Genomic DNA, 26171 nt, shown 5'->3' on the forward strand with positions numbered 1-26171 from the left:
GTGGCCGAAATCAACACCGTCAATCATCCGCCTAACCGGCTGGAGCGCCAGCTGGACCGGCTTGTCGATGTGCCCGCGTTTGCGCGCACCTGGTATCAAGGCGTGGTGCTGCGCCGTGCCGTGCCTTTCACCGGCACGGCGGGGCTGGACTTTCTGCAGATGAGCCGGGGGCGCGTCGAAATCGGCCTGAAGAACGAGAAGAAAGTCCAGAACCACATCGGCGGCATCCACGCGTCGGCGATGAATTTGCTGGCCGAAACCGCCACCGGCATGGTGGTTGGCATGAACGTGCGCGACGACTGCATTCCGCTGGCGAAAGAGCTGAAGATGGTCTTTAAAAAGCGCGCCACGGGTGCGATGCGCGCGGTGGCCGTCCTCACGCCAGCGCAGCAAGCCCTGATGCAGGCCAGCGACAGGGGCGAAGTCACGGTGGACGTCACCGTGACCGACGAGGCAGGCGTCGAGCCCGTCGAATGCGAATTTACATGGGCCTGGACGCCGTCCGGCCCCCGGAACAGCTAAAAGAATCAAAGGAATCTCAATCATGGCCAAACAAGTCCAGGAAGCCTACATCGTTGCCGCCACGCGCACGCCCATAGCCCGCTCGCACCGGGGATTTTTCCGCAATACCCGGCCCGACGACCTGCTGGTCAGCGTCCTCAAGGCCGCGCTGGCGCAGGTGCCGACGCTCGACCCGAAAGCCATCGAGGACATCATCTGCGGCTGCGCGATTCCCGAAGGTCCGCAGGGCCTGAACATCGCGCGCATCGGCGCGGTGCTGGCCGGCCTGCCGACCAGCGTGGGCGGCATCACCGTGAACCGTTTTTGCGCCTCGGGCCTGTCCGCCATCCAGATGGCCGCCGACCGCATCCGCGTCGGCGAGGCCGATGTGATGTTCGCCGCCGGCACCGAAAGCATGAGCATGGTGCCGATGTCGGGCAACTCGCCCTCGCTGTCGCCGGCCATGTTCGCCAACGACGAGAACGTCGGCATTGCCTACGGCATGGGCCTGACCGCCGAGAAGGTCGCGCAGCAATGGAAAGTCTCGCGTGAGAAGCAGGACCAGTTCGCGTATGAATCCCACATGAAGGCGCTCAAGGCGCAGCAGGCCGGCGAGTTCAGCGCCGAGATCACGCCGGTCGAAGTGACCGACCGCACGGCCAACCTGGAAACCGGCGAAGTCATCGCCACCAGCCGCACAGTGAGCCTTGACGAAGGCGCACGCCCCGACACCACGCTCGAAGGCTTGGCCAAGCTGAAGACGCCGTTTGCCGCGCGCGGCTCGGTCACGGCCGGCAACAGCTCGCAGACCTCCGATGGCGCGGGGGCCTTGATCCTGGCCAGCGAAAAAGCGGTGAAGGAATTCGGCCTCAAGCCGCTGGCCCGCTTCGTCAGCTTTGCCGCCAAGGGCGTGCCGCCCGAAATCATGGGTATCGGTCCAATCGAGGCGATTCCGGCCGCGCTGCGCTACGCGGGTTTGACACAAAACGACATCGACTGGTTCGAGCTGAACGAAGCCTTCGCCGCGCAGTCGCTGGCGGTCATCAACACGCTGGGGCTGGACCCGGCGAAGGTGAATCCGATGGGCGGCGCGATTGCGCTGGGCCATCCGCTCGGCGCCACCGGGGCGATTCGCGCCGCCACGGTGATCCATGCGCTGCAGCGCCACCAGCTCAAGTACGGCATGGTGACGATGTGTGTCGGCATGGGGCAGGGGGCTGCGGGCATTTTTGAACGGGTCTGAACATGAGCGCGCCTGATGAAAAATCGGGCCACGAAGCTTCATCCTTTATCCTTACGCCTATGACCAATACCCTCCAGACTCCCGCAGAAATCCTGACCCACATTGATGCTGGCGTGATGACCCTCACGCTCAACCGTCTGGCGCGCAAGAACTCCATCACCGCCGCCATGTACGACGCCATGGCCGATGCGCTGGAATCGGCCAACCACGACACGGCCGTTCGCGTCGTGGTGATCCAGGGCCATGAAACCATTTTTTCGGCCGGCAACGACATTGGCGACTTCCTGAACAACCCGCCCGCCACGCCAGACGCGCCGGTGTTCCGGTTCCTGCGCGGCATCAGCAGCTTTCCCAAGCCCATCGTGGCCAGCGTGTGCGGGCCGGCGGTCGGCATCGGCACCACCATGCTGCTGCATTGCGACCTGATTTATGCAGGCGACAATGCCGCGTTTTCCATGCCCTTCGTCAACCTGGGCCTGTGCCCCGAGGCGGCGTCGAGCTTTCTGGCGGTGCAGCTGATGGGCTACCCGCGCGCCGCCGAAGCGCTGCTGCTGGGCGAGCCCTTCATGGCCGAGACGGCGCTGGAGATGGGCCTGATCAACCGCATCGTTCCGCCCGCCGAAGCCAATGCGCTGGCGCAGCGCCAGGCGCTCAAGCTGGCCGGCAAGCCGCTGGCCTCGCTGCTGGAAACCAAGCGCCTGATGAAAAAAGGCAACGCCGGCATGGTGGCCGAGCGCATGGCCGAAGAAGGCGCGAGCTTTGGCCGCATGCTGCAGGAACCCGCCGCGCGCGAGGCCTTCAGCGCTTTCCTGGAAAAGCGCCGGCCGGATTTTTCAAGCCTCTGAAACGCTTCTTGCCAAATTTCAAGTAAAAACTGCTGTTTGCGCAAGCGCAGCGGGCGTGAGTAGCTCATTAATTAATAGCAATTGCCGGGCCATGAAAAAAGCCGCCGTCGGATTCCGACGGCGGCTTTTTTGTCAAGGCAGTGCCGCATTCAGCGCGGGACATCCCCAGGCGCTTGAGCCTGCTGCGTGGTTAATGCACCACCATCAGCGTGAACGGCCAGACATAGGCCTGCAGGCTGACAAACAGGCCGACCAGGCAGGCCAGCACGACGGAGTGGATGAACACATAGCGCAGGATGTCGCCCTCGTGGTTGAACCACTTGGTGGCGGTCGAGGCGACGACGATGGACTGCGCGTCGATCATCTTGCCCATCACGCCGCCCGAGCTGTTGGCCGCGCCCATCAGGTTGGGCGACAGGCCCAGCTGCTCTGCGGCCACCCGCTGCATGCCGCCGAACAGCACGTTCGAGGCGGTGTCCGAGCCGGTCATGGCCACGCCGATCCAGCCCATCAGCGTGCCGAAGAAGGGGTAGAACACGCCGCTGTTGGCAAACGCCAGGCCCAGCGTGGTGTCGGTGCCCGAGTAGCGCGTCAGCGTTCCCAGCGCCAGCATCAGCACGATGGTCACCAGCGAATAGCGCACCAGCCACAGCGTGCGGAAAAAGGTCTTGAAGATCTCGACCGGGTTGTACTTCATGATCAGCGCGCTGATGATGGCCGAGATCAGGATGCCGGTGCCCGTGGCCGAGAGCAGGTTGAGCACATAGACGGCCGATTCCTTGTGCGGTGTCGGCACCACGGGCGGCACTTTTTCGATCAGGTTGTGCAGTCCGGCCATCGGGAACGAGGGCGCGAAGATGCTGTTGAGCCAGGCCTTGACCGGCGGCAGTCCCCAGATGAAGACAAACACCGACAAGATCACCCACGGCGTCCAGGCGCGGATCAGCGCGGCGCGGTCGTGAATCACCACGGGCGCTGGCGGCTTGGCTTCATGCGCGCTGACATCGTGGCCCTTGAGCGACGGCGAGGTCCAGATTTTCTTGGGTTGCCAGACGCGCAAAAACAGCACCAGCGAGACCATGGACACGATGGCGGCGATGATGTCCACCAGCTCGGGGCCGATGAAATTGCTGACCAAATACTGCGGAATGGCGAACGACAGGCCGGTCACCAGAATGGCCGGCCAGATTTCCATCATCGCCTTGCGCCCGGCAAACGCCCAGATCAGCCAGAACGGCACCATCAGCGAGAACAGCGGCAGCTGCCGGCCGATCATGGCGGTGACTTCCATCAGGTCGTAGCCGTGCACCTTGGCCAGCGTGATGACCGGCGTTCCCAGCGCGCCGAAGGCCACCGGCGCGGTGTTGGCGATCAGCGACAGGCCCGACGCGGCCAGCGGGGAAAAGCCCAGTCCGATCAAAATGCCGGCAGTGACTGCGACCGGCGTGCCAAAGCCCGCAGCGCCTTCAAAAAACGCGCCGAAGCAAAAGGCGATCAGCAGCAGCTGCAGCCGGCGGTCGGCGGTGATGCCCGAGAGCGAATCCTGCAGTATCTTGAAGCTGCCGTTCTGCTCGGCGAGCTGCTGCAAGAAGATGATGTTCAGCACGATCCAGCCGATGGGCAGCAGGCCGGTGAAGCCGCCATACAGGGCAGCCCGGCCGGCCATGTCCGCCGGCATGCCGTAGGCAAACACCGCCACCAGAATGGCCGCGATCAGGCCCAGGCCGGCCGCGATATGCGCCTTGATGTGAAGAAAGCCAAGGCACACCAGCATCACCACCACCGGAATCGCCGCCAGCAGCGTCGAGATGAACATGTTGCCAAAGGGGTCGTATATTTGCTGCCACATGATGGCTTGTCTCCTGGAATGTAGGCGGCCGGCATGTTTTGCCTGCCTGGTTTTTAGGGGGTTTGAGCTGGTAGCGCTCCTCCCGGCGGGCGCTTGCGTGCCCAGCCGTGGCCGAACTATAGGGAACAAAGCGCGGAGCAAGTTGAAACTTGGTGGTGTAGGGATTGCAAAAATTTCGCGCTCCGAAAACCTGTGGCTGTCAAGCTGCCGTCAGCTTTTCATGCTGGTCACAGCTGAAAGGCCAGCCAGCGGATCAGGCCCTCGCCGAACTCCTGCAGGGCGCGCGGAGCGTGTACCTGGTAAGGCGTGGCGGCGGCGCGTTGCTGCGCTATCCACCGGGCAAAGCGCTGCACGTCGGCAGGCTTGAAAAAGGCAATCATCAGCTCGTAATTCAGGAACAGGCTGCGCTCATCGAGGTTGGCCGATCCCGCCAGCGCCAGCTCGCCGTCAATCACCACGGCCTTGGCATGGATCATGGCCTCGGCCAGCCAGACATGGGCGCCGGCCGCCGACATCTCGCGCAGGGCAGCCGGGCGCGCCATGTCGGCCAGGCGGTGGTTGGAGCGGCGCGGCAGCACCAGATCGACGGCAACGCCGCGCCGCGCGGCCAGCGTCAGCGCCATCAGCAGCGTGGCGTCGGGAACAAAGTAAGGCGTGACGACCAGGATGCGGCTGCGCGCCGTGAAACAGCTCGAAATCAAGAGCGAATACAGCGTGTCCTCGGCCTGATCGGGGCCGCTGGCCACCAGTTGCGCCCCGTCTGCCTCGGCGGGCGGCGCGAACTCTGCCAGGGGCAGCGCCGGCCGGCGGGCTTGGGTGGCAAAAGCCCAGTCCATGTCAAAGCGCTGCTGCGCCTGCCGGGCCAGATCGCCGCAAAAGTCAAAGCTCAGGTCGATCCAGGGCGTTTTTTGCGGCTTGCAGGCCAGGTCGCCGACAAAATATTCGGCCGCCAGGTTGCGTCCGCCCGACCACATGCGCTGGCCATCGGCAATCACCATCTTGCGGTGGTTTCGCAGGTTGGTGCGGCCGGGCAGCGGCGAGCGAAAAGGCGAGACAAACAGCGCCACCTGCACGCCGGCAGCCGACAGCGGCTTGAGGTCGGGCCGTCCGCCGAGGTACACGCCGATGCCGTCGATCAGCAGGCGCACCGTGACGCCGGCGCGGGACTGGCGGACCAGCAAGTCGATGACTTCACGGCCCAGCGTGTCGCGGCCCAGAAGAAAAGTGCAGACATCGAGCGTGGAGCCGGCGCTCTGAATCACCGAGCGCAGCGCATCCAGGGCCTCCTGTCCGTCGCAATGCACCGCCAGCTGCCGGCAGGACACCGCGTGTGGCAGGCCCATGGCAGCGGCAAGATGCTGGAAGCGCGGCGCCAGCGCGCTGGACGGGTTGGCGTGAAGGCACAAGGCGGGCACGGGCGCGCTTCGCGCCGGCGCGTCACGCACCACCTTGCGGCTGCCGAACAGGATATACAGCGGCAGCGCCAGGTAAGGCATGAGCGCCAGCGACACCACCCAGGCGATAGCCGCCGAAGGATGCCTGCGCTGGTGCCGGGCGTGGGACGCGATGACATAGACCGCCAGCCCCGCCATGGCCAGCAGGCCGTGCAGCAGCGTGAGCCGGCGGCTGGTCAGGAATTCAAGCAGCATGGCGTGTCGGTGTCGGGGTGCAGCGTGGTTCGCTGTTTGTCATTTGGAAAGTCTAACCTTGAGGTAAATCAGCCTGCGCCCGGCCGCCCTGGTTGCCCTGAATGCGCCCCCAGGCCAGTTGCCGGCAATGGCCAGCGTTGATTCCTGCGGCCCGAAAATTGGAGAATGTTCCCTAATTCCAACTGCAATCAGGGGACATTCTTGCATTCGGGGATCGGCGATGGTTTAATTGCTGCACTGCACCATTTTTTCAACCTTAACCAAGGATGCCACCATGAACTACTCCAACGACCAACTCATCGCGACGCAAAAATCCAGCGTGGAAGCCCTTGCCGGCTTGTCGGAAAAAGCGTTTGCCAGCTTTGAAAAGCTGGTTGAACTGAACATGGCCGCTTCCAAGGCGCTGCTTGGCGAGTCCATCAGCCACCTGCAAGCCCTGAGCGAGATCAAGGATCCCAAAGAGCTGCTGTCCCTGCAATCGGAGCTGGTCAAGCCGATGGCTGAAAAAGCCGCTTCGTACAGCCGTCACCTGTATGAAATCCTGTCCGGCGCCGGTGCGGAGTTCACCAAGACGCTCGAATCCACCAGCGCCGAATCGCAAAAAACCGTGACGGAACTGCTCGAAACGTCGCTGAAGAATGCGCCTGCCGGTTCCGAAGCTGCCGTGGCTGTCATCAAGTCGGCCATTACCGCCGGCAACACCGCCGTCGAAACCGCCCAGAAAAGCGCCAAGCAGGCCGCGCAACTGGTCGAGTCCAACATCAATGCCATCTCCACGGCTGCCCAGAAAGCCGAATAAGCGCCAAGCAACAGGCTTGATTTGATTGACCGTCGGGGCCGTTAACGCCCTGACAACGCATGGCGGCACCTTCGGGTGCCGTTTTTTTTGGGGGAACCCGCATGGCGTGCGCTGCCTGACCCTCCCCAAGCGGCAAGCCCCGGCATTTATACCGGGGTCTGAGCGCCTATGCGTCGATAGCCTGCTGCTGCTGGATGAACTGCCTGAGTATTTCAATCGGCGCACCACCGCAAGATGCTGCAAAGTAGCTTGGCGACCACAGCACACCACGACGTTTTAGCCAAGGGTGGAAGTCTCCATACTCTTTTCGCATCAACCGGCTGGAAACGCCTTTCAGGCTGTTCACCAGGGTTGATAGCGCAACCTTTGGTGGGTAGTTCACCAGAAAATGCACATGGTCAGCCTCGCCATTGAACTCAACCAGTTGCGCTTCAAAGTCCTTGCAGATGGAAGCAATGATGCCCTGCATCGCTGCCATGTGTTCAGCTTTGAATACACCACGGCGATATTTCGTAACAAAGACCAAATGCACATGAAGCGCAAAAACACAGTGTCTACCGTGTCGAGGTTCTTGATTCTTATTCATAGACCAATTATAATTGAACCGTGAAAACAGTCAAAACCCTCAAACTGCGAATCAAGGACAAGCACGCGCCTGCCCTTGCGGCGATAGTGCGAGAGGTCAATCAGGTCTGGAACTACGTCAACGAGTTGTCGCAGCGCTCCATCCGTGAGTGCCAGAAGTGGCTCAGTGCCTACGACCTGCAAAAGTACACGGCGGGGTTCAGCCGGTGCGATGGCGTGAAGGTCGGCAGCGCCACCGTGCAGCTTGTCTGCGAGGAATACGCCACCCGGCGCAAGCAGTTCAAGAAAGCGCGGCTGAACTGGCGCGTGTCCAATCCGAAGTCGCCTAAACGCTCCTTGGGTTGGATACCGTTCAAAAAAGGCGGCGCTGTCTATCGCAATGGGCAGGTGAAATTTTGCGGCTTGATGCTGGGCCTATGGGACAGCTACGGCCTGAGCAAGTACGAATTGCGCGCCGGCTCCATCAGCCAGGATGCGCGGGGCCGCTGGTATTTGAACGTGGCCGTGGAGGTGGAAGGCGTTGCATCTGAAGGCGTTGTTGCGGTCGGCATCGACCTCGGCAACAAGACGTGCGCCACGGCTTCAAGCGGCCAGACGCTCGAAGGCCGCTGGTACCGGGCCAGTGAAGCGAAGCTGGCCCAAGTGCAGCGCTCAGGCGCCCGCAAGCAGGCGCAGCGGGAAGCGACATTGCAGGCCGCGCGGGACGAAGCGATCAAAGGCGGGTGGAAGCCGCCGCGCAGCTTGCGCCCAGGCAAGACGGCACAAGTGCGCAAGCTGCACGCGAAGATACGAGACCAGCGCAAGGATGCGCTGCACAAATTCAGCACAAAGCTGGTGGCCGAAAGCGCCGCAATCTTTGTGGGCAATGTCTCCAGTAAAGCCATGGTGAAAACCAACATGGCAAAGGGCGCGCTGGACGCCGGTTGGTTCCAGTTCAAAACGATGTTGGAATACAAGAGCCATCAGGCCGGTATCGTTTTTGCGGAAATCAACGAGCGCTATTCAACCCAGACTTGTTCTCAATGCACAAGCATTGAGGGGCCGAAAGGCTTAAAGGGCTTGGAATAAGAGAATGGACTTGCCGTTGTGGCGCCGTGCATTCGCGCGATGTCAATGCGGCAAAAAACATTCTCGCTCGCGGATTGGCGAGTCTCGCAGGAGGAGCCTTAGCATGAAGACCGGGGAATCAGAATCCCCGGCCTTCAGACCGGGGAGCAGTCAAAATGCAGGCCATGATCAAAACCCCGACCCACGCCGCGCCGCCAGTGCCTGAATTTGAAGAGGAGTTCATCACCGGACTCAAGGCTATCTTTGAAGAAAAAATTGTCTTCAACCAGTTGCTTGGCCTGAAGATCACGTCGCTCAAGGCCGACCGGGTCATCGCGCGCATCGACATGCGCCGCGAACTCATCGGCCACCCGGCCTACAACCGCATTCATGGCGGCGTCATCAGCGCCGGGCTGGACGCGATGGGCGGGCTGGCGGTGATGGCGGCCATCGGTGCGCGGCACATGGACGAAACCCCGGCGCAGCGCCTGCAGCGCTTTCACAAGCTTGGCACGATTGATTTGCGGGTGGACTATCTGCGCCCCGGCATCAGCGACCACTTCGAGTTGCGCGCCGAGGTGCTGCGGCTTGGCTCGCGGGTGGCCAGCACGCGCATGGAGTTCTTGGGCGCCGACGGCAAGCTGTTTTCCACGGCGGCGGCCGCCTACATTGTTTCCTGAGGTTTCATGGTGCCGGGGCAACCACCGCGCTTTGCCTGATGGCCTCGACCCGCGCCCGCTGAATCCACTCGCCAATCCTCGGTCCGCTCTGGCCGGCCGCCATGGCCTCGGCGGCCACCTGATCCGTTGCCACGCCCTGGGCCGCCGCGAGTAGCTGCAGCAGCCGGGGCCGCTGCGGATAGGGCGACTGCTCGAACCCGAGCCGGCCGCGCGCATCGCATTCGCAGGCCAGCAAAATGTCGGCAAAACGCCGGGGCTTGCGAAACGCATCGCAGCGCTCCAGCAGGCGCACCACGGCGGCCGGGCTGAATTCGCCGCTGCGGTGGATGTTGCCGTGCTCGCGCGCCACCACGTCGGCGATTTCGCGGCAATCCACCGGCACGCGCAGGCGCTGGCACACGCCTTTGAGCAGCCGGGCGCTGCGCTCTTCGTGGCCGATGTGGCGCGGCAGCACGTCGGCGGGCGTCGTGCCCTTGCCCAGGTCGTGGCACAGGCAGGCAAAGCGCACCGGCAGCGGCGCACCCAGTTGCGCGGCCATGTCCAGCACCATCATCAGGTGAATGCCGGTGTCGATTTCGGGGTGGTATTGAGCGCTCTGCGGAACGCCCCACAGCCGTTCGACTTCGGGCAGCAGGTGTTGCAGGGCGCCGCAAGCGCGCAGCACTTCGAGCATGCGCGAGGGCTTGTCTTCCATCAGGCCGCGCGCCAGTTCCTGCCAGACGCGCTCGGGCACCAGCCCATCGACTTCGCCGTCCGCCACCATCTCCCACATCATCGCCAGGGTTTCTGGCGCGATGGAGAAATCGGCAAACCGCGCCGCGAACCGGGCCAGCCGCAAGATGCGCACCGGGTCTTCGCGAAAGGCGTCGGTGACATGGCGCAGCACCTTGGCCTGCAGGTCTTTTTGCCCGCCATAAGGATCGACCAAGGCCCCGAAATCAGGCTCAAACAGGCCTTTTGCGCTTTCCGGGTGGGCCGGAGCAGCTATCGAATTGATAGTCAGGTCGCGCCGTGCCAAATCCTGCTCCAGCGTGACCTCGGGCGCGGCATAGACCTCGAAGCCCCGGTAGCCGCGCGCGCTGTTGCGCTCGGTGCGCGCCAGCGCATATTCTTCGCGGGTCTGCGGGTGCAAAAACACCGGAAAGTCCTTGCCGACCGGCAAAAAACCCTGCGCCGTCAAGGCTTCGGGCGTTGCGCCCACCACCACCCAGTCGTGGTCCGTTACCGGCAGGCCCAGCAATTTGTCGCGCACCGCGCCGCCGACCATGTAGATTTTCATCATGCGGGCTTGAGCCGGTAAGGTTCCTCGAATTCGCGAAAGTCGTTTTCCGCCAGCGCGCCGTCTATCCAGGCCTTCACGCCGGGCATGGCGCACAAGCGTTCGATGTAGGCGGCAATGTCGTCGGGCACCGGCAGGGCGTAGCTCTTGAGCCGCATGCACACCGGCGCGAAAAATGCGTCGGCAATGCTGAATTCGCCGAACAGCATCGGTCCCTGGTGCCCGGCCAGCAACTCGCGCCACATGGCGACCAGGCGCGCCACGTCGGCGCGCACGGCGGGCTTGTCGCGCCAGACCAGCTGGCCGATGCCCCTCAGGTCAGCTTCGATGTTCATCGGGCAGGCCCCGCGCAAGGCCGTGAAGCCGCTGTGCATTTCGGCGCAGACGCTGCGCGCCCGGGCGCGCGCCTGAAAATTCGAGGGCCAGAGGTTTTTTTCAGGGAAGCGCTCGGCCAGGTATTCGGCAATCGCCAGCGTGTCCCAGACCCGGAAGCCTTCATCGTCCAGCACCGGCACCTTGCCGACCGGGTTGACGGTGCTGACTTGTTGCCTGAATTCGGAACCCGCGTCAAACGAATCGAAGCGGATCAGGATTTCTTCAAAAGGAATGCCGGCCTGCTGAAGCAGCACCCACGGCCGCATGGACCAGGACGAATAGTTTTTGTTGCCGATGTAGAGCTTGAGCATGGTGTTGGAATGTGACGGTAAAGGAAAACAGAAGGAATCTGGAATACAGCCGGCCGCGCAGTCAGCCGCTCAGAACCGGCCTGACGTTTGGCGCTTGGCCATGAGCCCGCTGCGCAAACCGCGCGCGCCCAGGTAGGTCGGGCCAATCGCCTCCAGCGAAGCCGGCGTGATGCCAAGGGCCTGCAGTCCGGGCAGTTTGCCGGTGGCGATGTTGTCGGTCTTCATGGCGTCGAGGTTGTCGCGGCTGAGCACCGGGTCGCCGGGCGCAAGCTCCATGAAAAACGCCTGCACCCGCGCCAGCGCATCGGGCAGTGCGATGACCGGCCGGCCCTGGCCATGATGGATGCCGGCGTAGCGGCCCGCCAGCTGTACCAGTTCCTTGAGCGTGAACACCTGCGGGCCGCAGGCTTCATAGACTTCGCCGACGGTCGCGTCGTCCTGCAGGCAGCGCACCACCGCGTCGGCCACGTCGCCGACCCAGACCGGCTGGAAACGCGCCCGGCTGCCGGCCAGCGGAATCACCGGAAACATCTGCTGCAGGCTGGCAAAGGTGTTGAGAAACTTGTCGCCAGCGCCAAACATGACGCTGGGGCGCAGCACCGTCACGTCCAGCCCCGAACCCAGCAGGGCCGCTTCGCCGCGCGCCTTGCTGCGCTGGTACCTGGACGCCGATTCGGTCGATGCGCCCAGCGCGCTGATGTGGACGATGCGCCGCACGCCCGCAGTCCGGCAGGCGCGCACCAGCGTCAGCGGCCACTGCACATGGACTTTCTGGAACGCATCCTCCGAGCCGTGCAGGATGGCGATCAGGTTGACCACCGCGTCGTGGCCGGCCACCAGCGCGGCCAGCGCCGTCGCGTCGTGCAGGTCGATTTCAGCCACATCGACCAGCGGCAGCGGCAGCAGGTGCCGCGCGTTGTCGCTGCGGCGCGTGGCCACGGTCACGCGGCATTGCAGCCGGGTGAGCTTTTCGCAAACCTGGGTGCCGACAAAACCGGTGCCGCCGAAGATCAGAATTTTTTTCATGCGTCTAATTTAGCGCGTTTGGCCAGTGCTTGGCTGAAAACCTTATTTTTTTTGCCTGTTTCAGGCCTCCAGCGCAAGCAGCGCATGCGCAGGCAGCTACTTATTCAATAGCAAAACAAGGCAACTGCAGGCGCTGCAAAAACGGTCCCCACAATCCGCCCTTGGCCTACACCGGCCGACCGGCTGCGCTGCCCATAATGAAAGCATGAACATTTTTGAAGCATTGCGCATCAGCCACGCCACGCAGCGAACCCTGGCTGACCAGTTGATCCTGACCCAGGGCGACACGTCTGAAAGGGACTCGATTTTCAGTGAACTCAAGCTCGAACTCGCCGCGCATGCCGCCGCCGAGGAGCGCTTTTTCTATGTGCCGCTGATTGCGCATGACCTGACGCAGGAGCCGTCGCGCCATGGCATTGCCGAGCATCACGAGATGGACAAGCTGGTCGAGGAACTGGAAACCACGGAGCGCAGTTCACCGGCCTGGCTGGTCGCCGCCAAGGCGCTGCAGCACAAGATTTACCACCACCTTGAGGACGAGGAACACAGCGTGTTCCAGTTGGCGGGCAAGGTACTGGGCGAGGCTGAAAAGCTGTCGCTGGCCAAGGACTACGAAGGCGAGTTCACCTCGCAGCGCCTGAAGGACTGAACGCCGCCCTGGCCGGCGCTTCGTCGGACAGGTTTATGGCTTGTCCTGGGTCGCACTGGCATCGACCACCAGCGATTCCGGTTTTTCCACCAGCCTGATCACGCGCGGCATCAGGGTAAAGATCGCCAGCGCCAGCAAGGTGCTGAGCACCGCCGTCGATTCGCGTCCCATGCCGGCGGCCACGCCGATGGCGGCGGTCAGCCAGATGCCGGCTGCGGTGGTCAGCCCCTTGACTTTCCCCAGGTCGTCGCCCTTGAGGATGGTGCCCGCGCCCAGAAAACCGATGCCTGCAATGACGCCCTGGATGACCCGGCTCAGGTCGGACGGCGGCATGCCGGCCTGCTGCGACAGCAGCACGAACAGCGCCGCGCCCATCGCCACCAGCATGTGCGTGCGCACGCCGGCGGCCTTGCCTTTTTGCTCGCGCTCGATGCCCAGCAAGCCGCCCAGCAGCGCGGCCAGCGTCAGGCGCAGCAAGATTCGCGTGACCTGCGCGGCGTCGGGCAGGTCCGAAAACTCGGCGACGATGGTTTGGCCAACTTGCTGCCACGCGCTTGAAGCCATGCGAACGCCCCTGGTTGATAAAAGAAAAGCCTGAAGTTAACTATTTGTCATCAAATATGCCTTTTGCGCATACCTGGCGGGCACTAGCAGCTACTGATTAAATAGCAGTCAAGGTTTGACGATCTTGCGCGGCTTGCCCGCATCGTCAATCGCCACATAGGTCAGGCTGGCTTCGGTGACCTTGATGTGGCGGCCCTGCGCCTGAAAGCGTTCAGCAAACACCTCGACCTGCACCGTGATCGAGGTGGTGCCGATACGCGTCACGACGGCAAAGAACGACAGGATGTCGCCGACCCGCACCGGCTGCTTGAAGACGAACTGGTTGACCGCCACGGTGGCCATGCGGCCATCGACATAACGCGCCGGCAGCACCGCACCCGCCAGGTCCACCTGCGCCATCACCCAGCCGCCGAAAATGTCGCCGTTGGCGTTGCAGTCGCGCGGCATCGGGATCACCTTGAGCACCAGTTCCTTGTCGGTGGGCAAGGGGCCGTGCAGGGCGCGCGTCTCCAGGTCGGCGCCTGCAACGGCGGCTGGGGCGGTATTGCCCGGCAGGGCGCTTGATTCAAAGGACATAGGCACAATCTCTGAGGTTTGAAAGTTTCCAATGATTGTGACGTATGCGCTCCCGAGCTTCCACCGCTGATTCCTATCCCGCGCCGGCCATGATGGCCCCAGGCGCCAAGGCAGCGCCCGTGCCGCCGCGTTCCGACTGGGCCACGCTCAAGCGCCTGTTTCCCTACCTGTGGGAGTACAAGTGGCGCGCCATGGCGGCGCTGGCCTTCATGGTGGGCGCCAAGCTGGCCAACGTCGGCGTGCCGCTGCTGCTGAAGAATCTGGTCGATACCATGAGCTTCAAGCCCGGCGATGTAAAGGCCGTGCTGGTCGTGCCGGTCGCTTTGCTGCTGGCCTACGGCCTGCTGCGCCTCTCGACCACGCTGTTCACCGAGTTGCGCGAGCTGGTGTTCGCCAAGGCCACCGAAGGCGCCGCGCGGCGCATCTCGCTCGAAGTGTTCCGCCACCTGCACGCGCTCAGCCTGCGCTTCCATCTGGAGCGCCAGACCGGCGGCATGACGCGCGACATCGAGCGCGGCACGCGCGGCGTGCATTCGCTGATCTCGTATTCGCTCTACAGCATCATCCCGACGCTGATCGAAGTCACGCTGGTGCTCAGCCTGCTGGCCGTCAAGTTCGATGTCTGGTTCGCCGGCATCACCTTGATTGCGCTGGTGTTCTACATCACCTTCACCGTCACCGTGACCAACTGGCGCACGCAGTTCCGCAAGGCGATGAACGAACTGGACTCGTCGGCGCACAGCCGCGCCATCGACTCGCTGCTCAATTACGAAACCGTCAAGTATTTCAACAACGAGGAGTTCGAGGCCCAGCGCTACGACGAAAACCTCAAGCGCTACCGTGCCGCCGCCATCAAGAGCCAGCGCACGCTGAGCATGCTCAACGCCGGGCAGCAGCTGATCATTGCGCTGGGGCTGGTGGCGATGCTGTGGCGCGCCACGCAGGGCGTGGTCGATGGCCGCATGACGCTGGGCGACCTGGTGATGGTCAATGCCTTCATGATCCAGCTCTACATTCCGCTGGGCTTTTTGGGCGTGATCTACCGCGAGATCAAGCAGAGCCTGACCGACCTGGAAAAGATGTTCACGCTGATGGAGCGCGAGCGCGAGATTGCCGACGAGCCGGGCGCGCAGCCGCTGCGCATCGAGGCCACGCCGGCCGTGCGCTTTGAGAATGTCAGTTTTGCCTACGACCCGGCGCGGCCGATTTTGCACAACGTGAGTTTTGAAATCCCGCCGGGCAAGACGGTGGCCGTCGTCGGCTCGTCGGGCGCCGGAAAATCGACGCTGGCCCGGCTGCTCTACCGTTTTTACGATGTGCAGCAGGGCCGCATCACGATTGCCGGGCAGGACATCAAGCAGGTCACGCAGGCCAGCGTGCGCCAGGCCATCGGCATCGTGCCGCAGGACACGGTTCTGTTCAACGACACGGTCGAATACAACATCGCCTACGGCAAGCCCGGCGCGACGCATGCAGAGGTGGAAGAGGCCGCCAGAGCCGCGCGCATCCACGGCTTCATCGCCTCGACGCCGCTGGGCTACAACACCATGGTCGGCGAGCGCGGCCTCAAGCTCTCGGGCGGCGAGAAGCAGCGCGTGGCCATTGCCCGCACGCTCTTGAAAAACCCGCCGGTGGTGATTTTTGACGAAGCCACGTCGGCGCTGGACTCGGCCAACGAGCGCGCCATCCAGGGCGAACTGCGCACCGCCGCGCAGAACAAGACCACCCTGGTGATTGCGCACCGGCTTTCGACCGTGGTCGATGCGCACGAGATACTGGTGATGGACGCCGGCCGCATCGTCGAGCGCGGCAATCACGCCGCGCTGCTGGCCGCCAACGGGCGCTACGCCGACATGTGGGCCATGCAGCAGCAGGCCAGCGAGCGGATTCTGGATGAAATCGGGGTCTAGCGCTTGTCTGGCGGGCGTATGCCGCTATCAAAAATAAAGCCAATCAGGCGCCGAAGAAATACCGGCCGCCGGTCCGGATTTCCGCCTGTTGACATCCTCCCCCGCCTGAAGGCAGGGAATTCCTACGGCGCTAAACATGAGTTGCCTCTTGCATAGTCGCTTCGGTGGGTTCCTGCTTCACCGAGGCTGGTTTCGTCGGTGTCTTGCGACTCCGGCCAGAGCCTTCCTCTCCACAGGCTGCAACGCGGTATCCCCGCGCCAATATGTTCATTGCACCGACGACATCGACGTGGTTCTGGTAGCCGCAATCGACGCACTCGAACCTGGCTTGCGTTTGGCGGTTTTCCTTTGCCACATGCCCGCAGCATGGGCAGGTCTGGCTGGTGTACTGGGGCGGCACGGCAATGAGAATGCCGCCGTTCCAATCGAGCTTGTACTCCAGTTGCCGCCGGAATTCAAACCAGCCTTGATCGAGGATGGCCTTGTTCAGCCCGGACTTGGCGGCGACGTTTTTGCCCGGTTTTTCCGCATTCCCCGCTGCCGATTTGCTCATGTTGCGTACCTGCAAATCCTCGATGGCGACCATCGCGTGGTTTTTGCTGAGGTCGCTTGTCGTTTTGTGCAGGAAGTCTTTACGGGTGTTTGCTATATCGGCGTGGACTTTTTGAACTTTCCTTTTCGCTTTGTGCCAGTTTTTGCTGAACCTGGTTTTGCGGCTCATGCGCCGCTGGTATTTCGCCAGGCGTTTCTCATGCTTTTTGAAGCTGCACAGCGGCGCAACAAAGCTGCCGTCGCTCATGGTGGCAAAGCGCGCTATGCCCACATCAATGCCAATGGCTGTTGTCGCGGCAGGTATGGGTTGTTCTACCTCGCGCTCGGTCTGGATGCTGGCCAACCACTTGCCGCCCACTTCGCTGATGGTGATGTTTTTGGCAACACCCAAAATCTCCCGGCTGTTGCGATAGCGCATCCAGCCCAGTTTGGGCAGGAAGATGCGGCTGTTGGACTGGTCGATCCTGAAGCCTTGCGGGAAGCGAAAACTCTCGCACTGACCTTTTTTCTTGAACTTCGGGAAGGCGGCGCGTCTGTCAAAGAAGTTTTTCCAGGCGCGCTCCAGGTCTTTCAACATCTGCTGCAAGGCTTGCGATGGCGCTTGCCCGAGCCACTCGAACTCCTGCTTCCAGCCTGGGAGCTTGTTGGCCAGCGCCACGTAGTTCATGAACTTCGAGCCCGCCGCGTGATTGGCTTTTTGCAATGCCAGCGCTTTGTTGAACGCGAAGCGGCAGGCCCCGGCGAAGCGGCGCATCGTGCGCTGCTGCCCGCCGTTGGGCATGAGTTCGTATTTGAAAGCCTGGAGCCGCTGCATGCTGGCATTTTAGGCAGCAATTTTGCTGATCGACGGCGTGTGGAGGACGCCTGCGGCGTCCGCGCTCTGCATCCCCGCCCTGAAGGACGGGGTTTTCCGTGCAAGACGGATAATCCGGGCATGGAAACCAAATGGCTTGAAGATTTCGTCAGTCTCGCTGAAACCCGCAGTTTCAGCCGTTCCGCGCAATTGCGCCACGTCACGCAGCCCGCGTTTTCGCGGCGCATCCAGGCGCTCGAAGCCTGGGCCGGCACCGACCTGGTGGACCGCAGTTCCTACCCGACGCGCCTGACGCCGGCCGGCCAGACGCTCTACAGCCAGTCGCTGGAAATGCTGCAGGGCCTGCAATCGACGCGCGCCATGCTGCGTGGCCACAACTCGGCCGGACAGGATTTCATCGAGTTCGCTGTGCCGCACACGCTGGCCTTTACCTTCTTTCCGGCCTGGGTCAGCAGCCTGCGCGACAAGTTCGGCCCGATCAAGAGCCGGCTGATCGCGCTCAATGTGCATGACGCGGTGCTGCGGCTGACAGAGGGCAGTTGCGACCTCCTGATTTCCTATCACCATGACTCGCAGCCCTTTCAGCTCAACGCCGACCGCTACGAGATGGTGTCGCTGGGCCAGGAAGTGCTGGCGCCGTTTGTCCGGGCCGATGCCTCGGGACAGCCCGAGCACCGCCTGCCGGGCCGTGCCGGGCAGCCGCTGCCTTACCTGGGCTATGCGTCCGGCGCTTACCTGGGCCGCATGGTGGACCTGATTCTCAAGCAGTCCAGCGTTCCCATCCACCTTGATAGGGTTTACGAAACCGACATGGCCGAAGGGCTCAAGGCCATGGCCCTGGAGGGACATGGGATTGCGTTTCTTCCGCTCAGCGCGGTGAAAAAGGAAGTCCGGTACCGCAAGCTGGTGAGCGCCGGCCCCGGCCTGGAAATGACCATGGATGTGCGCGTTTACCGTGAGCGGCCCACCGCCCGGAATACGGTCAAAAGCCATGCGCAGGATTTGTGGACCTATCTGGAGTCCCAGGCGGCAGGCAAGGACAAGGCGGCCAGCCGGCCTGGCAGTCCGGCGGCCCCGCGAGCGCCAGCCGCCGGCGGCTAGGTAGCAACCCGGGGGGGTTATAAGCAATCCGCATGGAGTAGCGCTCAAACAGCATTGGCATTTTTGCCGCCAGAAAATTACAGTCCGTGACATTCAATTTTCGATGCCTGTTCATGACCCTGAGATTTCCCCCACCCGCCATCGCTTCGGTTTGCGCGTTTTCACCAGGCGCAGGTTCTTTTGCAGAAAGCCTGTTCCTTGCCTGATGCGCCGGCGCGCTGCCTGCGCAAGCCGTTCAGCCCAGGTCTGAACAAAATCGGCACAAAGATTGCATGTCTTCACATCGCATTCCCGGGGGCTGAAACCTGTCCGTAAAAGTGCGCATTTATCCAGCCATTGTTCAGGAGCAGTCCTGTGGCCGGGTACCCGATTGCGCAGGATGGCAGACCGGGTAAACCTTTGCATGACCGGGCCACCGGCTCGATAGAATAGTTTTTCAACAGTTTCATTACAGGAGATTCCATGAAATTCAAGATTGCCACTTTGACGCTTGCCCTGCTCGCGTCTGGCGCCGTTTTTGCCCAGGCAAGCGACACCGTTGCCAAGGTCAAGGCTTCCGGCGTGGTCACCATGGGCGTTCGCGATTCATCCGGCGCCCTGTCCTATACGCTGGGCGATGGCAAATACGTTGGCTACCACGTCGAGATCTGCCAGCGCGTCATCGCCAGCCTTGAAAAAGCCGCTGGCCGCAAGCTCGAAGTCAAATACCAGCCCGTCACCTCGCAAAACCGCATTCCGCTGGTTCAAAACGGCACGGTCGATATTGAATGCGGCTCGACCACCAACAATGCAACCCGGGCCAAGGATGTGGCCTTCCTGCACACCACCTTCGTCGAGGAAGTGCGCATTGCCGTGAAGGCCAGTTCGGGCATTACCTCGGTTGCCCAGCTGAACGGCAAAAACGTCGCCACCACCACCGGCACCACTTCCGTGCAGACCTTGCGTAGAAATGAACGCGCCACGAATGTCAACTTCAACGAGATTTTCGGCAAGGACCATTCCGACAGCTTTTTGCTGCTGGAGTCGGGCCGCGCCGATGCTTTCGTGATGGATGGCTCCATCCTGGCGGGCAATATCGCGTCCGCCAAGAATCCTGCCGAGTTCAAGATCGTCGGTGAAGTGCTGAGCGTCGAGCCGATTGGGATCATGATCCGCAAGGACGATGCCGCCCTGAAGAAGATTGGCGACGACACCATCAGCGGCCTGATCAAGAGCGGCGAACTCGCCAAGCTCTATGACAAGTGGTTCATGCAGCCGATTCCGCCGAAGGGCACCCGCGTCGGCCTGCCGGCCAGCGAAAGCACCAAGGCGGCCTGGGCAACGCCCAACGACAAGCCGATGGAAGATTACGCCAAGAAGTAACACCGGCCACCCAGATCAACAGACCCCGCTCGTGGTTGCGCGCGGGGTTTGTTTTTAGGGTGGAGAAATTTGATTTGCTAGAGCACAACAACAGGCAGGAGTCACCATGACGTGGGATTGGAAAGTTTTTTTAAATGACGATGGCAGCGGACGCACCTATCTGGAATGGATGATGAACGCCTGGGGCTGGACGCTGTCGGTGGCGGTTTCCGCCTGGGTCGTCGCCATGGTGGTGGGGGCGCTGATGGGCACCTTGCGCACCCTGCCGAACAGCCCGTGGCTGGTGCGGCTGGGCAATGTCTGGGTCGAGCTGTTTCGCAACATTCCGCTGCTGGTGCAAATCTTTTTGTGGTACTTCGTCGTGCCCAAGATGTTCCCGGCCATGCAAAAAATACCCGGCTTCGTGCTGGTGGTGCTGGCGCTGGGCTTTTTCACCTCGGCCCGGATTGCCGAGCAGGTGCGCGCCGGCATCCAGGCGCTGGCGCGCGGCCAGCGCTATGCGGGCATGGCGCTGGGCTTCACCACGGCGCAGACCTACCGTTACGTGATCTTGCCGATGGCTTTTCGCATCATTTTGCCGCCGCTGACCAGCGAGTCGATGAACCTCTTGAAGAACTCGTCGGTCGCCTTTGCGGTGTCGATTGCCGAACTCACCATGTTCGCGATGCAGGCGCAGGAAGAAACCTCGCGCGGCGTTGAAATTTACATCGCAGTCACCGCGCTGTACGCGATTTCAGCCTTCGCGGTGAACCGGTTGATGGCGCTGGCGGAAAAGAAAATGCAGATTCCCGGCCTGATCATTGCCGGTGCCACCGGCGGAGGACACTGACATGTTCGGACTTGACCTGACCTTCCTGAACTGGGAGATTCTCTCCAAGTTTGTCATCAACGGCTTTTTGTTCAGCGTGCAGCTGACGGTGATCGCCACGCTGGGCGGCATCGTGCTGGGCACGCTGCTGGCGCTCATGCGCCTGTCGGGCAAGCAGGTGCTGGTGATTCCCGCCACCATCTACGTCAACGGCATGCGCTCGATTCCGCTGGTGATGGTGATTTTGTGGTTCTTCCTGCTGGTGCCGACCATCATTGGCCGGCCGATTGGCGCGGAGCTTTCGGCGACGATCACCTTCGTGGCCTTCGAGGCGGCTTATTTCAGCGAAATCGTGCGCGCCGGCATCCAGTCGATCTCGCGCGGCCAGGTGAATGCCGGGCGGGCGCTGGGAATGACCTACGGGCAGAACATGCGGCTGATCATCTTGCCGCAGGCCTTTCGCAACATGGTGCCGGTGCTGCTGACGCAGACCATCATCCTGTTTCAGGACACGTCGCTGGTGTATGCCATCGGCGCCTATGACCTGCTCAAGGGCTTCACCACCGCCGGCAAGATCTACGGCCGGCCCGAGGAAGCCTATTTGCTGGCCGCCGTGGTTTATTTCGTGCTGTGCTACAGCCTGTCGTACATGGTCAAGCGGCTCAACAGCCGGATTGCCATCATTCGCTGACCGGGCGGCTGTTTTGCCACACCCCCAATAATTCTCAACGCGCACACTGGAGAAAAAATGATTGAGTTGAAAGAAGTTTCCAAATGGTACGGCGATGTACAGGTGCTGAACAACTGCAGCACCAACATCCAAAAAGGCGAGGTGGTCGTGGTTTGCGGGCCTTCGGGCTCGGGCAAATCGACACTGATCAAGGTCATCAACGCGCTGGAGCCTTTTCAGAAAGGCCAGATTTTTGTCGATGGCCAGGCCGTGCATGACCCCAAGACCGACCTGCCCAAGCTGCGCTCTAGAGTCGGCATGGTGTTCCAGAACTTCGAGCTGTTTCCGCACCTGAGCGTGACCGAAAACCTGACGCTGGCACAGATCAAGGTGCTGGGCCGCAAGCCCGACGAAGCCAAGGCCCACGGCCTGAAATACTGGACCGCGTCGGCCTGATGGCGCACAAGGACAAGTTCCCCGGCCAGCTGTCGGGCGGCCAGCAGCAGCGCGTGGCGATTGCCCGCGCCTTGAGCATGGACCCGATTGCCATGCTGTTCGACGAGCCGACCTCGGCGCTTGACCCGGAAATGGTCGGCGAGGTGCTCGACTGCATGATGGGGCTGGCCAATGACGGCATGACCATGATGGTGGTCACGCACGAGATGGGGTTTGCCAAGAAGGTCGGCAGCCGCGTGATCTTCATGGACGTGGGCGGAAAGATTCTGGAGGACTGCTCGAAAGTCGAGTTCTTCAGCCACCCGGAAAACCGCCAGGCGCGCACCAAGGACTTTTTGAACAAGATCCTGCAGCACTGAAGTTTTCAGTTGCAAACAAGAAAAAGCCCCGCATTGCGGGGCTTTTTCATTCAATCGGCAAGCGCTTATGGCTTGCGCGCAGCAATCGACTTTTCAGCGCTATTGACCAGGCTGGCGCCGATCTGGTTCTTCCACTTGTCGTACACCGGGCGCGTGGCCTTCACGAAGGCGTCGCGCTCCTGCGGGCTCAGCTGGGTCACGGTCACGCCATGGCTGGCGATTTCCTTGAGCAGCGGCTTGTCGGCTTCGGCCAGGCCCTTGCGGGCAATGGCGATTTCCTGCTTGCCGGCGTCCACAGCGGCCTGTTTGACGATGGCCTGGTCCGCTGGCGTCCAGGAAGCCCAGATGTCCTTGTTGGCCACGAAGATCAGCGGGTCGGCCACATAGCCCCACATCGTCACATGCTTTTGCGCCATGGTCTGCAGCTTGGCGGCGGTGTAGATCGCCATCGGGTTTTCCTGGCCGTCCACCGCGCCGGTGGCCAATGCCGGCTGCGCGTCGGCCCAGCTCATCTGGGTCGGATTCGCGCCGAGCGCAGTGAAGGTGTCGAGGAACAGCGGCGAGCCGACGACGCGGATTTTCAGGCCCTTGAGGTCTTGCGGCTTCTTGATGGCCAGCTTGGAATTGCTGATCTCGCGGTAGCCGTTTTCGCCCCAGGCCAGCGGCATCACGCCGGCCTTGTTGATGATCTGGAAAATCTCCTTGCCCACGTCGCCCTGGGTCAGCGCGTCCATCGCGGCGTAGTCGGGCATCAAAAAGGGCAGCGAGAACAGATTCAGTTCCTTGACCTGCGGCGACCAGTTGATGGTCGAGCCCACGGCCAGGTCGATCACGCCCTGGCGGATGGCGCTGAACTCGCGCGTCTGGTCGCCCTGGATCAGCGAGACGCCGGGATAGAGCTTGATGTTGATGCGGCCCTGCGTGCGTTCGCGCACCAGGTTGGCCCAGATTTCGCCGCCCTTGCCCCACGGGTAGGCGGGGCCGAGCACCAGCGACATCTTGTATTCGGACTTGTAGGTCTGCGCGGGCACGGCAGTGGCGACGGCCAGCGCGGCGGCGGCCATCGCCAGGCCGAGAAAGGTTTTGCGTTTCATGACGGGAGTCTCCTTGGGGTAAAAATCAGTTCAGTCTCAGTAGCCCAGCTTGCGCGGCAGCCACAGCGCCAGTTCAGGGAAGGCGATCACGGCGACCAGCACCAGAAACATCGCAGCCAGCATCCAGACCACCCAGCGCACGGTTTCTTCCATGCGCACATTGGCAATCCGGCAGGACACCATCAGGTTCACGGCCAGCGGCGGCGTGAACTGCCCGAGCGCCACCTTGAGCGTGAGGATGACGCCGAACCACACCAGGTCCCAGTGGTAAAACTGGGCAATCGGCAGCAGCAGCGGCACAAAGATCAGGAAGATCGAAATGCCGTCCAGGAACATGCCGACGGTGATCAGCATCAGGATCAGCAGCGACAAGATGCCGTATTCGCCGAGCCCGGAGTTGACGATGGCGTGGGTCAGCGGGTCAATGATGCCCAGCGTGTTCAGCGAATAGGCAAAAATGCCCGCCAGCGACACCACCAGCAAGATCACCGCCGACAACTCGCCCGACTCGCGCAGGATCGGAAACAGGTCGCGAACCGAGATGGTGCGGTAAATCGCCATGCCGATGAACAGGCCGTAAAACACCGCCACCACCGCTGCTTCGGTCGGCGTGAACCAGCCGGCGCGCATGCCGCCCAGAATCAGCACCGGCGCGGCCAGGCCCCAGACCGCCTCGCGAAAACTGGCCCAGAAAGGCGGGCGCGGCATGCTGGCTTCCTGCGCGCCCATCTTGTGCCTGCGCGACAGCCAGACCGCCGGAACGATCAGCGCCAGCCCGGCCAGCACGCCCGGCACCATGCCGGCCGCAAACAGCGCCGGCACCGAAGCACCCGGCACCAGCACCGAGTAAATGATGAATGCCACCGACGGCGGAATCAGGATGTCGGTCGCCGCCGCTGCGCCGACCACGCTGGCCGAGAAGGCCGCCGGGTAGCCGGCGCGGTTCATGGCCGCGATCATCACGCCGCCGACCGCCGCCGCGCAGGCCGGGCCGGAGCCCGAGATGCCGCCCAAAAACATCGCCACCGCAATCGCCACCAGCGGCAGCATGCCGGGGCCGCGCCCGACGATGGCGACGGCAAAATTGACCAGACGCAGGGCGACGCCGGAACGGTCAAAAATCGAGCCGACCAGCACGAACATCGGAATCGCCAGCAGCGGGTATTTGCCCAGACCCGCATAAAAATTCTGCGGCACGGCCAGCAGGCCGAACCACTGTGAATCGCCATTGGCCAGCGCAATCGCGGCCGCGCCGGCCAGGCCCAGCGCCGCGCCGATGGGCACGCCCACCAGCATCATGGCGATGAACGCCACGAACAACAGCGTGGCGATCATGCGCGGCGTCCGCGGCGGATGAACAGGCCGACGGCGCGCAGCGCGATGCCGATGGACAGGATCGGCAGCCAGATCGAATACCACCACTGCGGAATCCCGATGCCCGGCGAGGTTTCATTGAACCGGTAGTCGTCCCACACCAGGCGAATGCTCAGCACGCCAATCAGCATGAACAGCAGCGCGACCAGCACCGCGCCCAGGCGCGACAGGTTCTTGCGCCTGGCCATCGAGCCGCTGTCGGAAAAGTATTCGATGCGGATATGCCGGTCCCGCGCGACAGCCGCCGAACTGCCGACCAGCGCCAGCACGATCATCAGGAACACCGAGAACTCCTCGGTCCAGGCAAACGACTGGTTGGTGAAATAGCGCGCAATCACATTGGCAAAGGTGATCAGCGCCAGCGCGCCCATGACGAGGACGGTCAGCCAGTCCTCGATCTTGAGCGGCACCCGGACCGGCTCGTCGGTGTCATCAAGGGGCGGCAAGGCTTCGGGCGAATCTTCTGGCGAATGGCCAGCGTGGGGCGGGGAAGACATGGGAATGAAGCCTGGCGAGCAAGAGTTGAGACAGCCGGCATTATCCAGCGCCGGCTTGTATCGTAGCGGCGCGGCGGCGACCCGCGCATCGGGAGTTTCCTTGGAGCCGGTGCGACAATTCAGCCCATGACTTCAGCCATCTCCACCCCTTCGACGCCGGTTTCCCAGCTCACCATCACCCGCCCCGACGACTGGCACCTGCATGTGCGCGATGGCGAGGCGCTGCAGACCGTCGTGCCGCACACGGCCGCGCAGTTCGGCCGGGCCATCATCATGCCCAACCTGCGCCCGCCGGTGACGACCGCCGCGCAGGCTGTCGCCTACCGCGAGCGCATCCAGGCCGCCGTGCCCGAGGGCGTGGCCTTCGAGCCGCTGATGACGCTGTACCTGACCGACAACCTGCCGCCCGACGAGATCAAGCGGGCCAAAGACGCCGGCGTGGTCGCCGTCAAGCTGTATCCGGCCGGCGCGACCACCAACAGCGACGCCGGCGTGACCGACCTGCGCAAGACCTACCAGACGCTCGAAGCGATGCAGCGCGAAGGCCTGCTGCTCTTGGTGCATGGCGAAGTCACTTCGCCCGAGATTGACCTGTTCGACCGCGAAGCGGTGTTCATCGACACCCAGCTGATTCCGCTGCGCCGCGATTTTCCGGAACTCAAAATCGTATTCGAGCACATCACGACCCGGGAAGCTGCGCAGTACGTGCAGGATGCTGACAGCTTTCTCGGCGCCACCATCACCGCGCACCATCTGCTCTACAACCGCAACGCGATTTTTACCGGCGGCATTCGCCCGCATTACTACTGCCTGCCGGTCTTGAAGCGCGAGACGCACCGGCTGGCGCTGGTCGAGGCGGCCACGTCGGGCAATGCGCGCTTCTTCCTCGGCACCGACAGCGCCCCGCACCCGGCGCATCTGAAAGAGCATGCCACCGGCTGCGCCGGCTGCTACACCGCCCACGCCGCCATCGAGCTGTATGCCGAAGCCTTCGACGCAGCCGGCGCGCTGGACAAGCTCGAAGCGTTTGCCAGCTTCAACGGCGCCGACTTCTACGGTTTGCCGCGCAACGCGGGCACGGTCACGCTGAAAAAGGAAAGCTGGACACCGCCGGTGAGTTTTGCGTTTGGCGAGGCTGAACTCAAGCCGCTGCGTTCGGGCGAGGCGCTGCCTTGGAAACTACAGACGGCATGAGT

26 protein-coding genes and 1 pseudogene are annotated in these 26171 nt (G+C 62.6%); 15 read left to right on the plus strand and 12 right to left on the minus strand.

Annotation, left to right across the window (positions count from 1 at the left end):
* From ABLV49_RS03735 to ABLV49_RS03745, 3 genes are read left to right on the plus strand one after another with little or no spacing between them, the layout of a single operon-like run.
* Positions 1–522 (plus strand): DUF4442 domain-containing protein, encoded by a 522-nt coding sequence (locus ABLV49_RS03735; protein WP_349280256.1) that lies wholly within the window; start codon positions 1–3, stop codon positions 520–522.
* Positions 523–544: 22 nt separating this feature from the next.
* Positions 545–1744 carry an acetyl-CoA C-acyltransferase gene (locus ABLV49_RS03740; RefSeq protein WP_349280257.1) on the plus strand — a complete coding sequence of 400 codons (1200 nt, stop codon included), beginning with the start codon at positions 545–547 and terminating at the stop codon, positions 1742–1744.
* 59 nt (positions 1745–1803) lie between these two features.
* On the plus strand, positions 1804–2589 hold the full coding sequence (locus tag ABLV49_RS03745; protein ID WP_349280258.1) for an enoyl-CoA hydratase: 786 nt from the start codon (positions 1804–1806) through the stop codon (positions 2587–2589).
* Positions 2590–2779: 190 nt separating this feature from the next.
* Here the strand turns inward: ABLV49_RS03745 and ABLV49_RS03750 are convergent, their stop codons facing one another.
* Positions 2780–4441 carry an L-lactate permease gene (locus tag ABLV49_RS03750; protein ID WP_349281587.1) on the minus strand — a complete coding sequence of 554 codons (1662 nt, stop codon included), beginning with the start codon at positions 4439–4441 and terminating at the stop codon, positions 2780–2782.
* A 224-nt stretch (positions 4442–4665) separates the two neighbouring features.
* On the minus strand, positions 4666–6087 hold the full coding sequence (locus ABLV49_RS03755) for a phospholipase D-like domain-containing protein (RefSeq protein ID WP_349280259.1): 1422 nt from the start codon (positions 6085–6087) through the stop codon (positions 4666–4668).
* 274 nt (positions 6088–6361) lie between these two features.
* Between ABLV49_RS03755 and ABLV49_RS03760 the strand changes: the two genes are divergently transcribed.
* A complete protein-coding gene (locus ABLV49_RS03760; RefSeq protein ID WP_349280260.1) occupies positions 6362–6886 on the plus strand; it encodes a phasin family protein in 525 nt (174 codons plus the stop codon).
* Between the two features lie 166 nt (positions 6887–7052).
* Here the strand turns inward: ABLV49_RS03760 and tnpA are convergent, their stop codons facing one another.
* Positions 7053–7472 carry an IS200/IS605 family transposase gene (gene tnpA / locus ABLV49_RS03765; RefSeq protein ID WP_349280261.1) on the minus strand — a complete coding sequence of 140 codons (420 nt, stop codon included), beginning with the start codon at positions 7470–7472 and terminating at the stop codon, positions 7053–7055.
* Between the two features lie 86 nt (positions 7473–7558).
* Here tnpA and ABLV49_RS03770 point away from each other — a divergent pair, with 86 nt between their 5' ends.
* From ABLV49_RS03770 to ABLV49_RS03780, 3 genes are read left to right on the plus strand one after another with little or no spacing between them, the layout of a single operon-like run.
* The gene (locus ABLV49_RS03770; protein WP_349281589.1) at positions 7559–8539 is read left to right on the plus strand and encodes an RNA-guided endonuclease InsQ/TnpB family protein; all 981 of its coding nucleotides are present in this window, start codon (positions 7559–7561) and stop codon (positions 8537–8539) included.
* A gap of 26 nt (positions 8540–8565) precedes the next feature.
* Positions 8566–8646, plus strand: a complete 81-nt coding sequence (locus tag ABLV49_RS03775; RefSeq protein WP_349281590.1) for a hypothetical protein — start codon at positions 8566–8568, stop codon at positions 8644–8646.
* Between the two features lie 57 nt (positions 8647–8703).
* Entirely contained in the window at positions 8704–9198 is a 495-nt protein-coding gene (locus ABLV49_RS03780) for a thioesterase family protein (RefSeq protein WP_349280262.1), read from the plus strand.
* Positions 9199–9202: 4 nt separating this feature from the next.
* Here ABLV49_RS03780 and ABLV49_RS03785 read toward each other — a convergent pair whose 3' ends face one another.
* From ABLV49_RS03785 to ABLV49_RS03795, 3 genes are all read right to left on the minus strand, one after another.
* Entirely contained in the window at positions 9203–10477 is a 1275-nt protein-coding gene (locus tag ABLV49_RS03785; protein ID WP_349281592.1) for a multifunctional CCA addition/repair protein, read from the minus strand.
* Positions 10477–11163: a glutathione S-transferase family protein gene (locus ABLV49_RS03790; RefSeq protein WP_349280263.1), complete on the minus strand. Its 687-nt coding sequence runs from the start codon at positions 11161–11163 to the stop codon at positions 10477–10479. The genes ABLV49_RS03785 and ABLV49_RS03790 overlap by 1 nt, the downstream gene beginning before the upstream one ends.
* Before the next feature lie 69 nt (positions 11164–11232).
* Positions 11233–12189 (minus strand): complex I NDUFA9 subunit family protein, encoded by a 957-nt coding sequence (locus ABLV49_RS03795; RefSeq protein ID WP_349280264.1) that lies wholly within the window; start codon positions 12187–12189, stop codon positions 11233–11235.
* Positions 12190–12394: 205 nt separating this feature from the next.
* On the opposite strand from ABLV49_RS03795, the gene ABLV49_RS03800 reads away from it, so the two are divergent.
* Positions 12395–12838, plus strand: a complete 444-nt coding sequence (locus ABLV49_RS03800; protein WP_349280265.1) for a hemerythrin domain-containing protein — start codon at positions 12395–12397, stop codon at positions 12836–12838.
* A gap of 33 nt (positions 12839–12871) precedes the next feature.
* On the opposite strand, the gene ABLV49_RS03805 is transcribed toward ABLV49_RS03800, so the two are convergent.
* Positions 12872–13402 (minus strand): MgtC/SapB family protein, encoded by a 531-nt coding sequence (locus ABLV49_RS03805; protein WP_349280266.1) that lies wholly within the window; start codon positions 13400–13402, stop codon positions 12872–12874.
* Between the two features lie 108 nt (positions 13403–13510).
* The gene (locus ABLV49_RS03810; protein WP_349280267.1) at positions 13511–13978 is read right to left on the minus strand and encodes an acyl-CoA thioesterase; all 468 of its coding nucleotides are present in this window, start codon (positions 13976–13978) and stop codon (positions 13511–13513) included.
* Between the two features lie 44 nt (positions 13979–14022).
* Between ABLV49_RS03810 and ABLV49_RS03815 the strand changes: the two genes are divergently transcribed.
* Entirely contained in the window at positions 14023–15888 is a 1866-nt protein-coding gene (locus tag ABLV49_RS03815; protein ID WP_349280268.1) for an ABCB family ABC transporter ATP-binding protein/permease, read from the plus strand.
* A gap of 130 nt (positions 15889–16018) precedes the next feature.
* On the opposite strand, the gene ABLV49_RS03820 is transcribed toward ABLV49_RS03815, so the two are convergent.
* A complete protein-coding gene (locus tag ABLV49_RS03820; RefSeq protein WP_349280269.1) occupies positions 16019–17254 on the minus strand; it encodes an RNA-guided endonuclease InsQ/TnpB family protein in 1236 nt (411 codons plus the stop codon).
* A 120-nt stretch (positions 17255–17374) separates the two neighbouring features.
* Here ABLV49_RS03820 and ABLV49_RS03825 point away from each other — a divergent pair, with 120 nt between their 5' ends.
* The 5 genes and pseudogenes from ABLV49_RS03825 to ABLV49_RS03845 all read left to right on the plus strand — a co-directional run bounded on the left by ABLV49_RS03825 (position 17375) and on the right by ABLV49_RS03845 (position 22010).
* Positions 17375–18355 carry a LysR substrate-binding domain-containing protein gene (locus tag ABLV49_RS03825; protein ID WP_349280270.1) on the plus strand — a complete coding sequence of 327 codons (981 nt, stop codon included), beginning with the start codon at positions 17375–17377 and terminating at the stop codon, positions 18353–18355.
* A 462-nt stretch (positions 18356–18817) separates the two neighbouring features.
* Positions 18818–19717, plus strand: a complete 900-nt coding sequence (locus ABLV49_RS03830; RefSeq protein WP_349280271.1) for a transporter substrate-binding domain-containing protein — start codon at positions 18818–18820, stop codon at positions 19715–19717.
* 106 nt (positions 19718–19823) lie between these two features.
* Positions 19824–20546 (plus strand): amino acid ABC transporter permease, encoded by a 723-nt coding sequence (locus tag ABLV49_RS03835; protein ID WP_349280272.1) that lies wholly within the window; start codon positions 19824–19826, stop codon positions 20544–20546.
* 1 nt (position 20547) lies between these two features.
* Positions 20548–21216, plus strand: a complete 669-nt coding sequence (locus ABLV49_RS03840; protein WP_349280273.1) for an amino acid ABC transporter permease — start codon at positions 20548–20550, stop codon at positions 21214–21216.
* A gap of 57 nt (positions 21217–21273) precedes the next feature.
* Positions 21274–22010: pseudogene (locus ABLV49_RS03845) on the plus strand (amino acid ABC transporter ATP-binding protein).
* Positions 22011–22075: 65 nt separating this feature from the next.
* Here the strand turns inward: ABLV49_RS03845 and ABLV49_RS03850 are convergent.
* From ABLV49_RS03850 to ABLV49_RS03860, 3 genes are read right to left on the minus strand one after another with little or no spacing between them, the layout of a single operon-like run.
* The gene (locus ABLV49_RS03850) at positions 22076–23104 is read right to left on the minus strand and encodes a DctP family TRAP transporter solute-binding subunit (protein WP_349280274.1); all 1029 of its coding nucleotides are present in this window, start codon (positions 23102–23104) and stop codon (positions 22076–22078) included.
* Between the two features lie 36 nt (positions 23105–23140).
* Positions 23141–24439: a TRAP transporter large permease gene (locus ABLV49_RS03855; protein ID WP_349280275.1), complete on the minus strand. Its 1299-nt coding sequence runs from the start codon at positions 24437–24439 to the stop codon at positions 23141–23143.
* Positions 24436–24975, minus strand: coding sequence for a TRAP transporter small permease (locus ABLV49_RS03860; RefSeq protein ID WP_349280276.1), 540 nt, complete (start codon positions 24973–24975; stop codon positions 24436–24438). The genes ABLV49_RS03855 and ABLV49_RS03860 overlap by 4 nt, the downstream gene beginning before the upstream one ends.
* Before the next feature lie 126 nt (positions 24976–25101).
* On the opposite strand from ABLV49_RS03860, the gene pyrC reads away from it, so the two are divergent.
* The gene (gene pyrC / locus ABLV49_RS03865) at positions 25102–26169 is read left to right on the plus strand and encodes a dihydroorotase (RefSeq protein ID WP_349280277.1); all 1068 of its coding nucleotides are present in this window, start codon (positions 25102–25104) and stop codon (positions 26167–26169) included.
* Positions 26170–26171: the final 2 nt, after the last annotated feature.

This window comes from Polaromonas hydrogenivorans (assembly GCF_040105105.1).
Classification (GTDB): Bacteria; Pseudomonadota; Gammaproteobacteria; order Burkholderiales; family Burkholderiaceae_C; genus Polaromonas; species Polaromonas hydrogenivorans.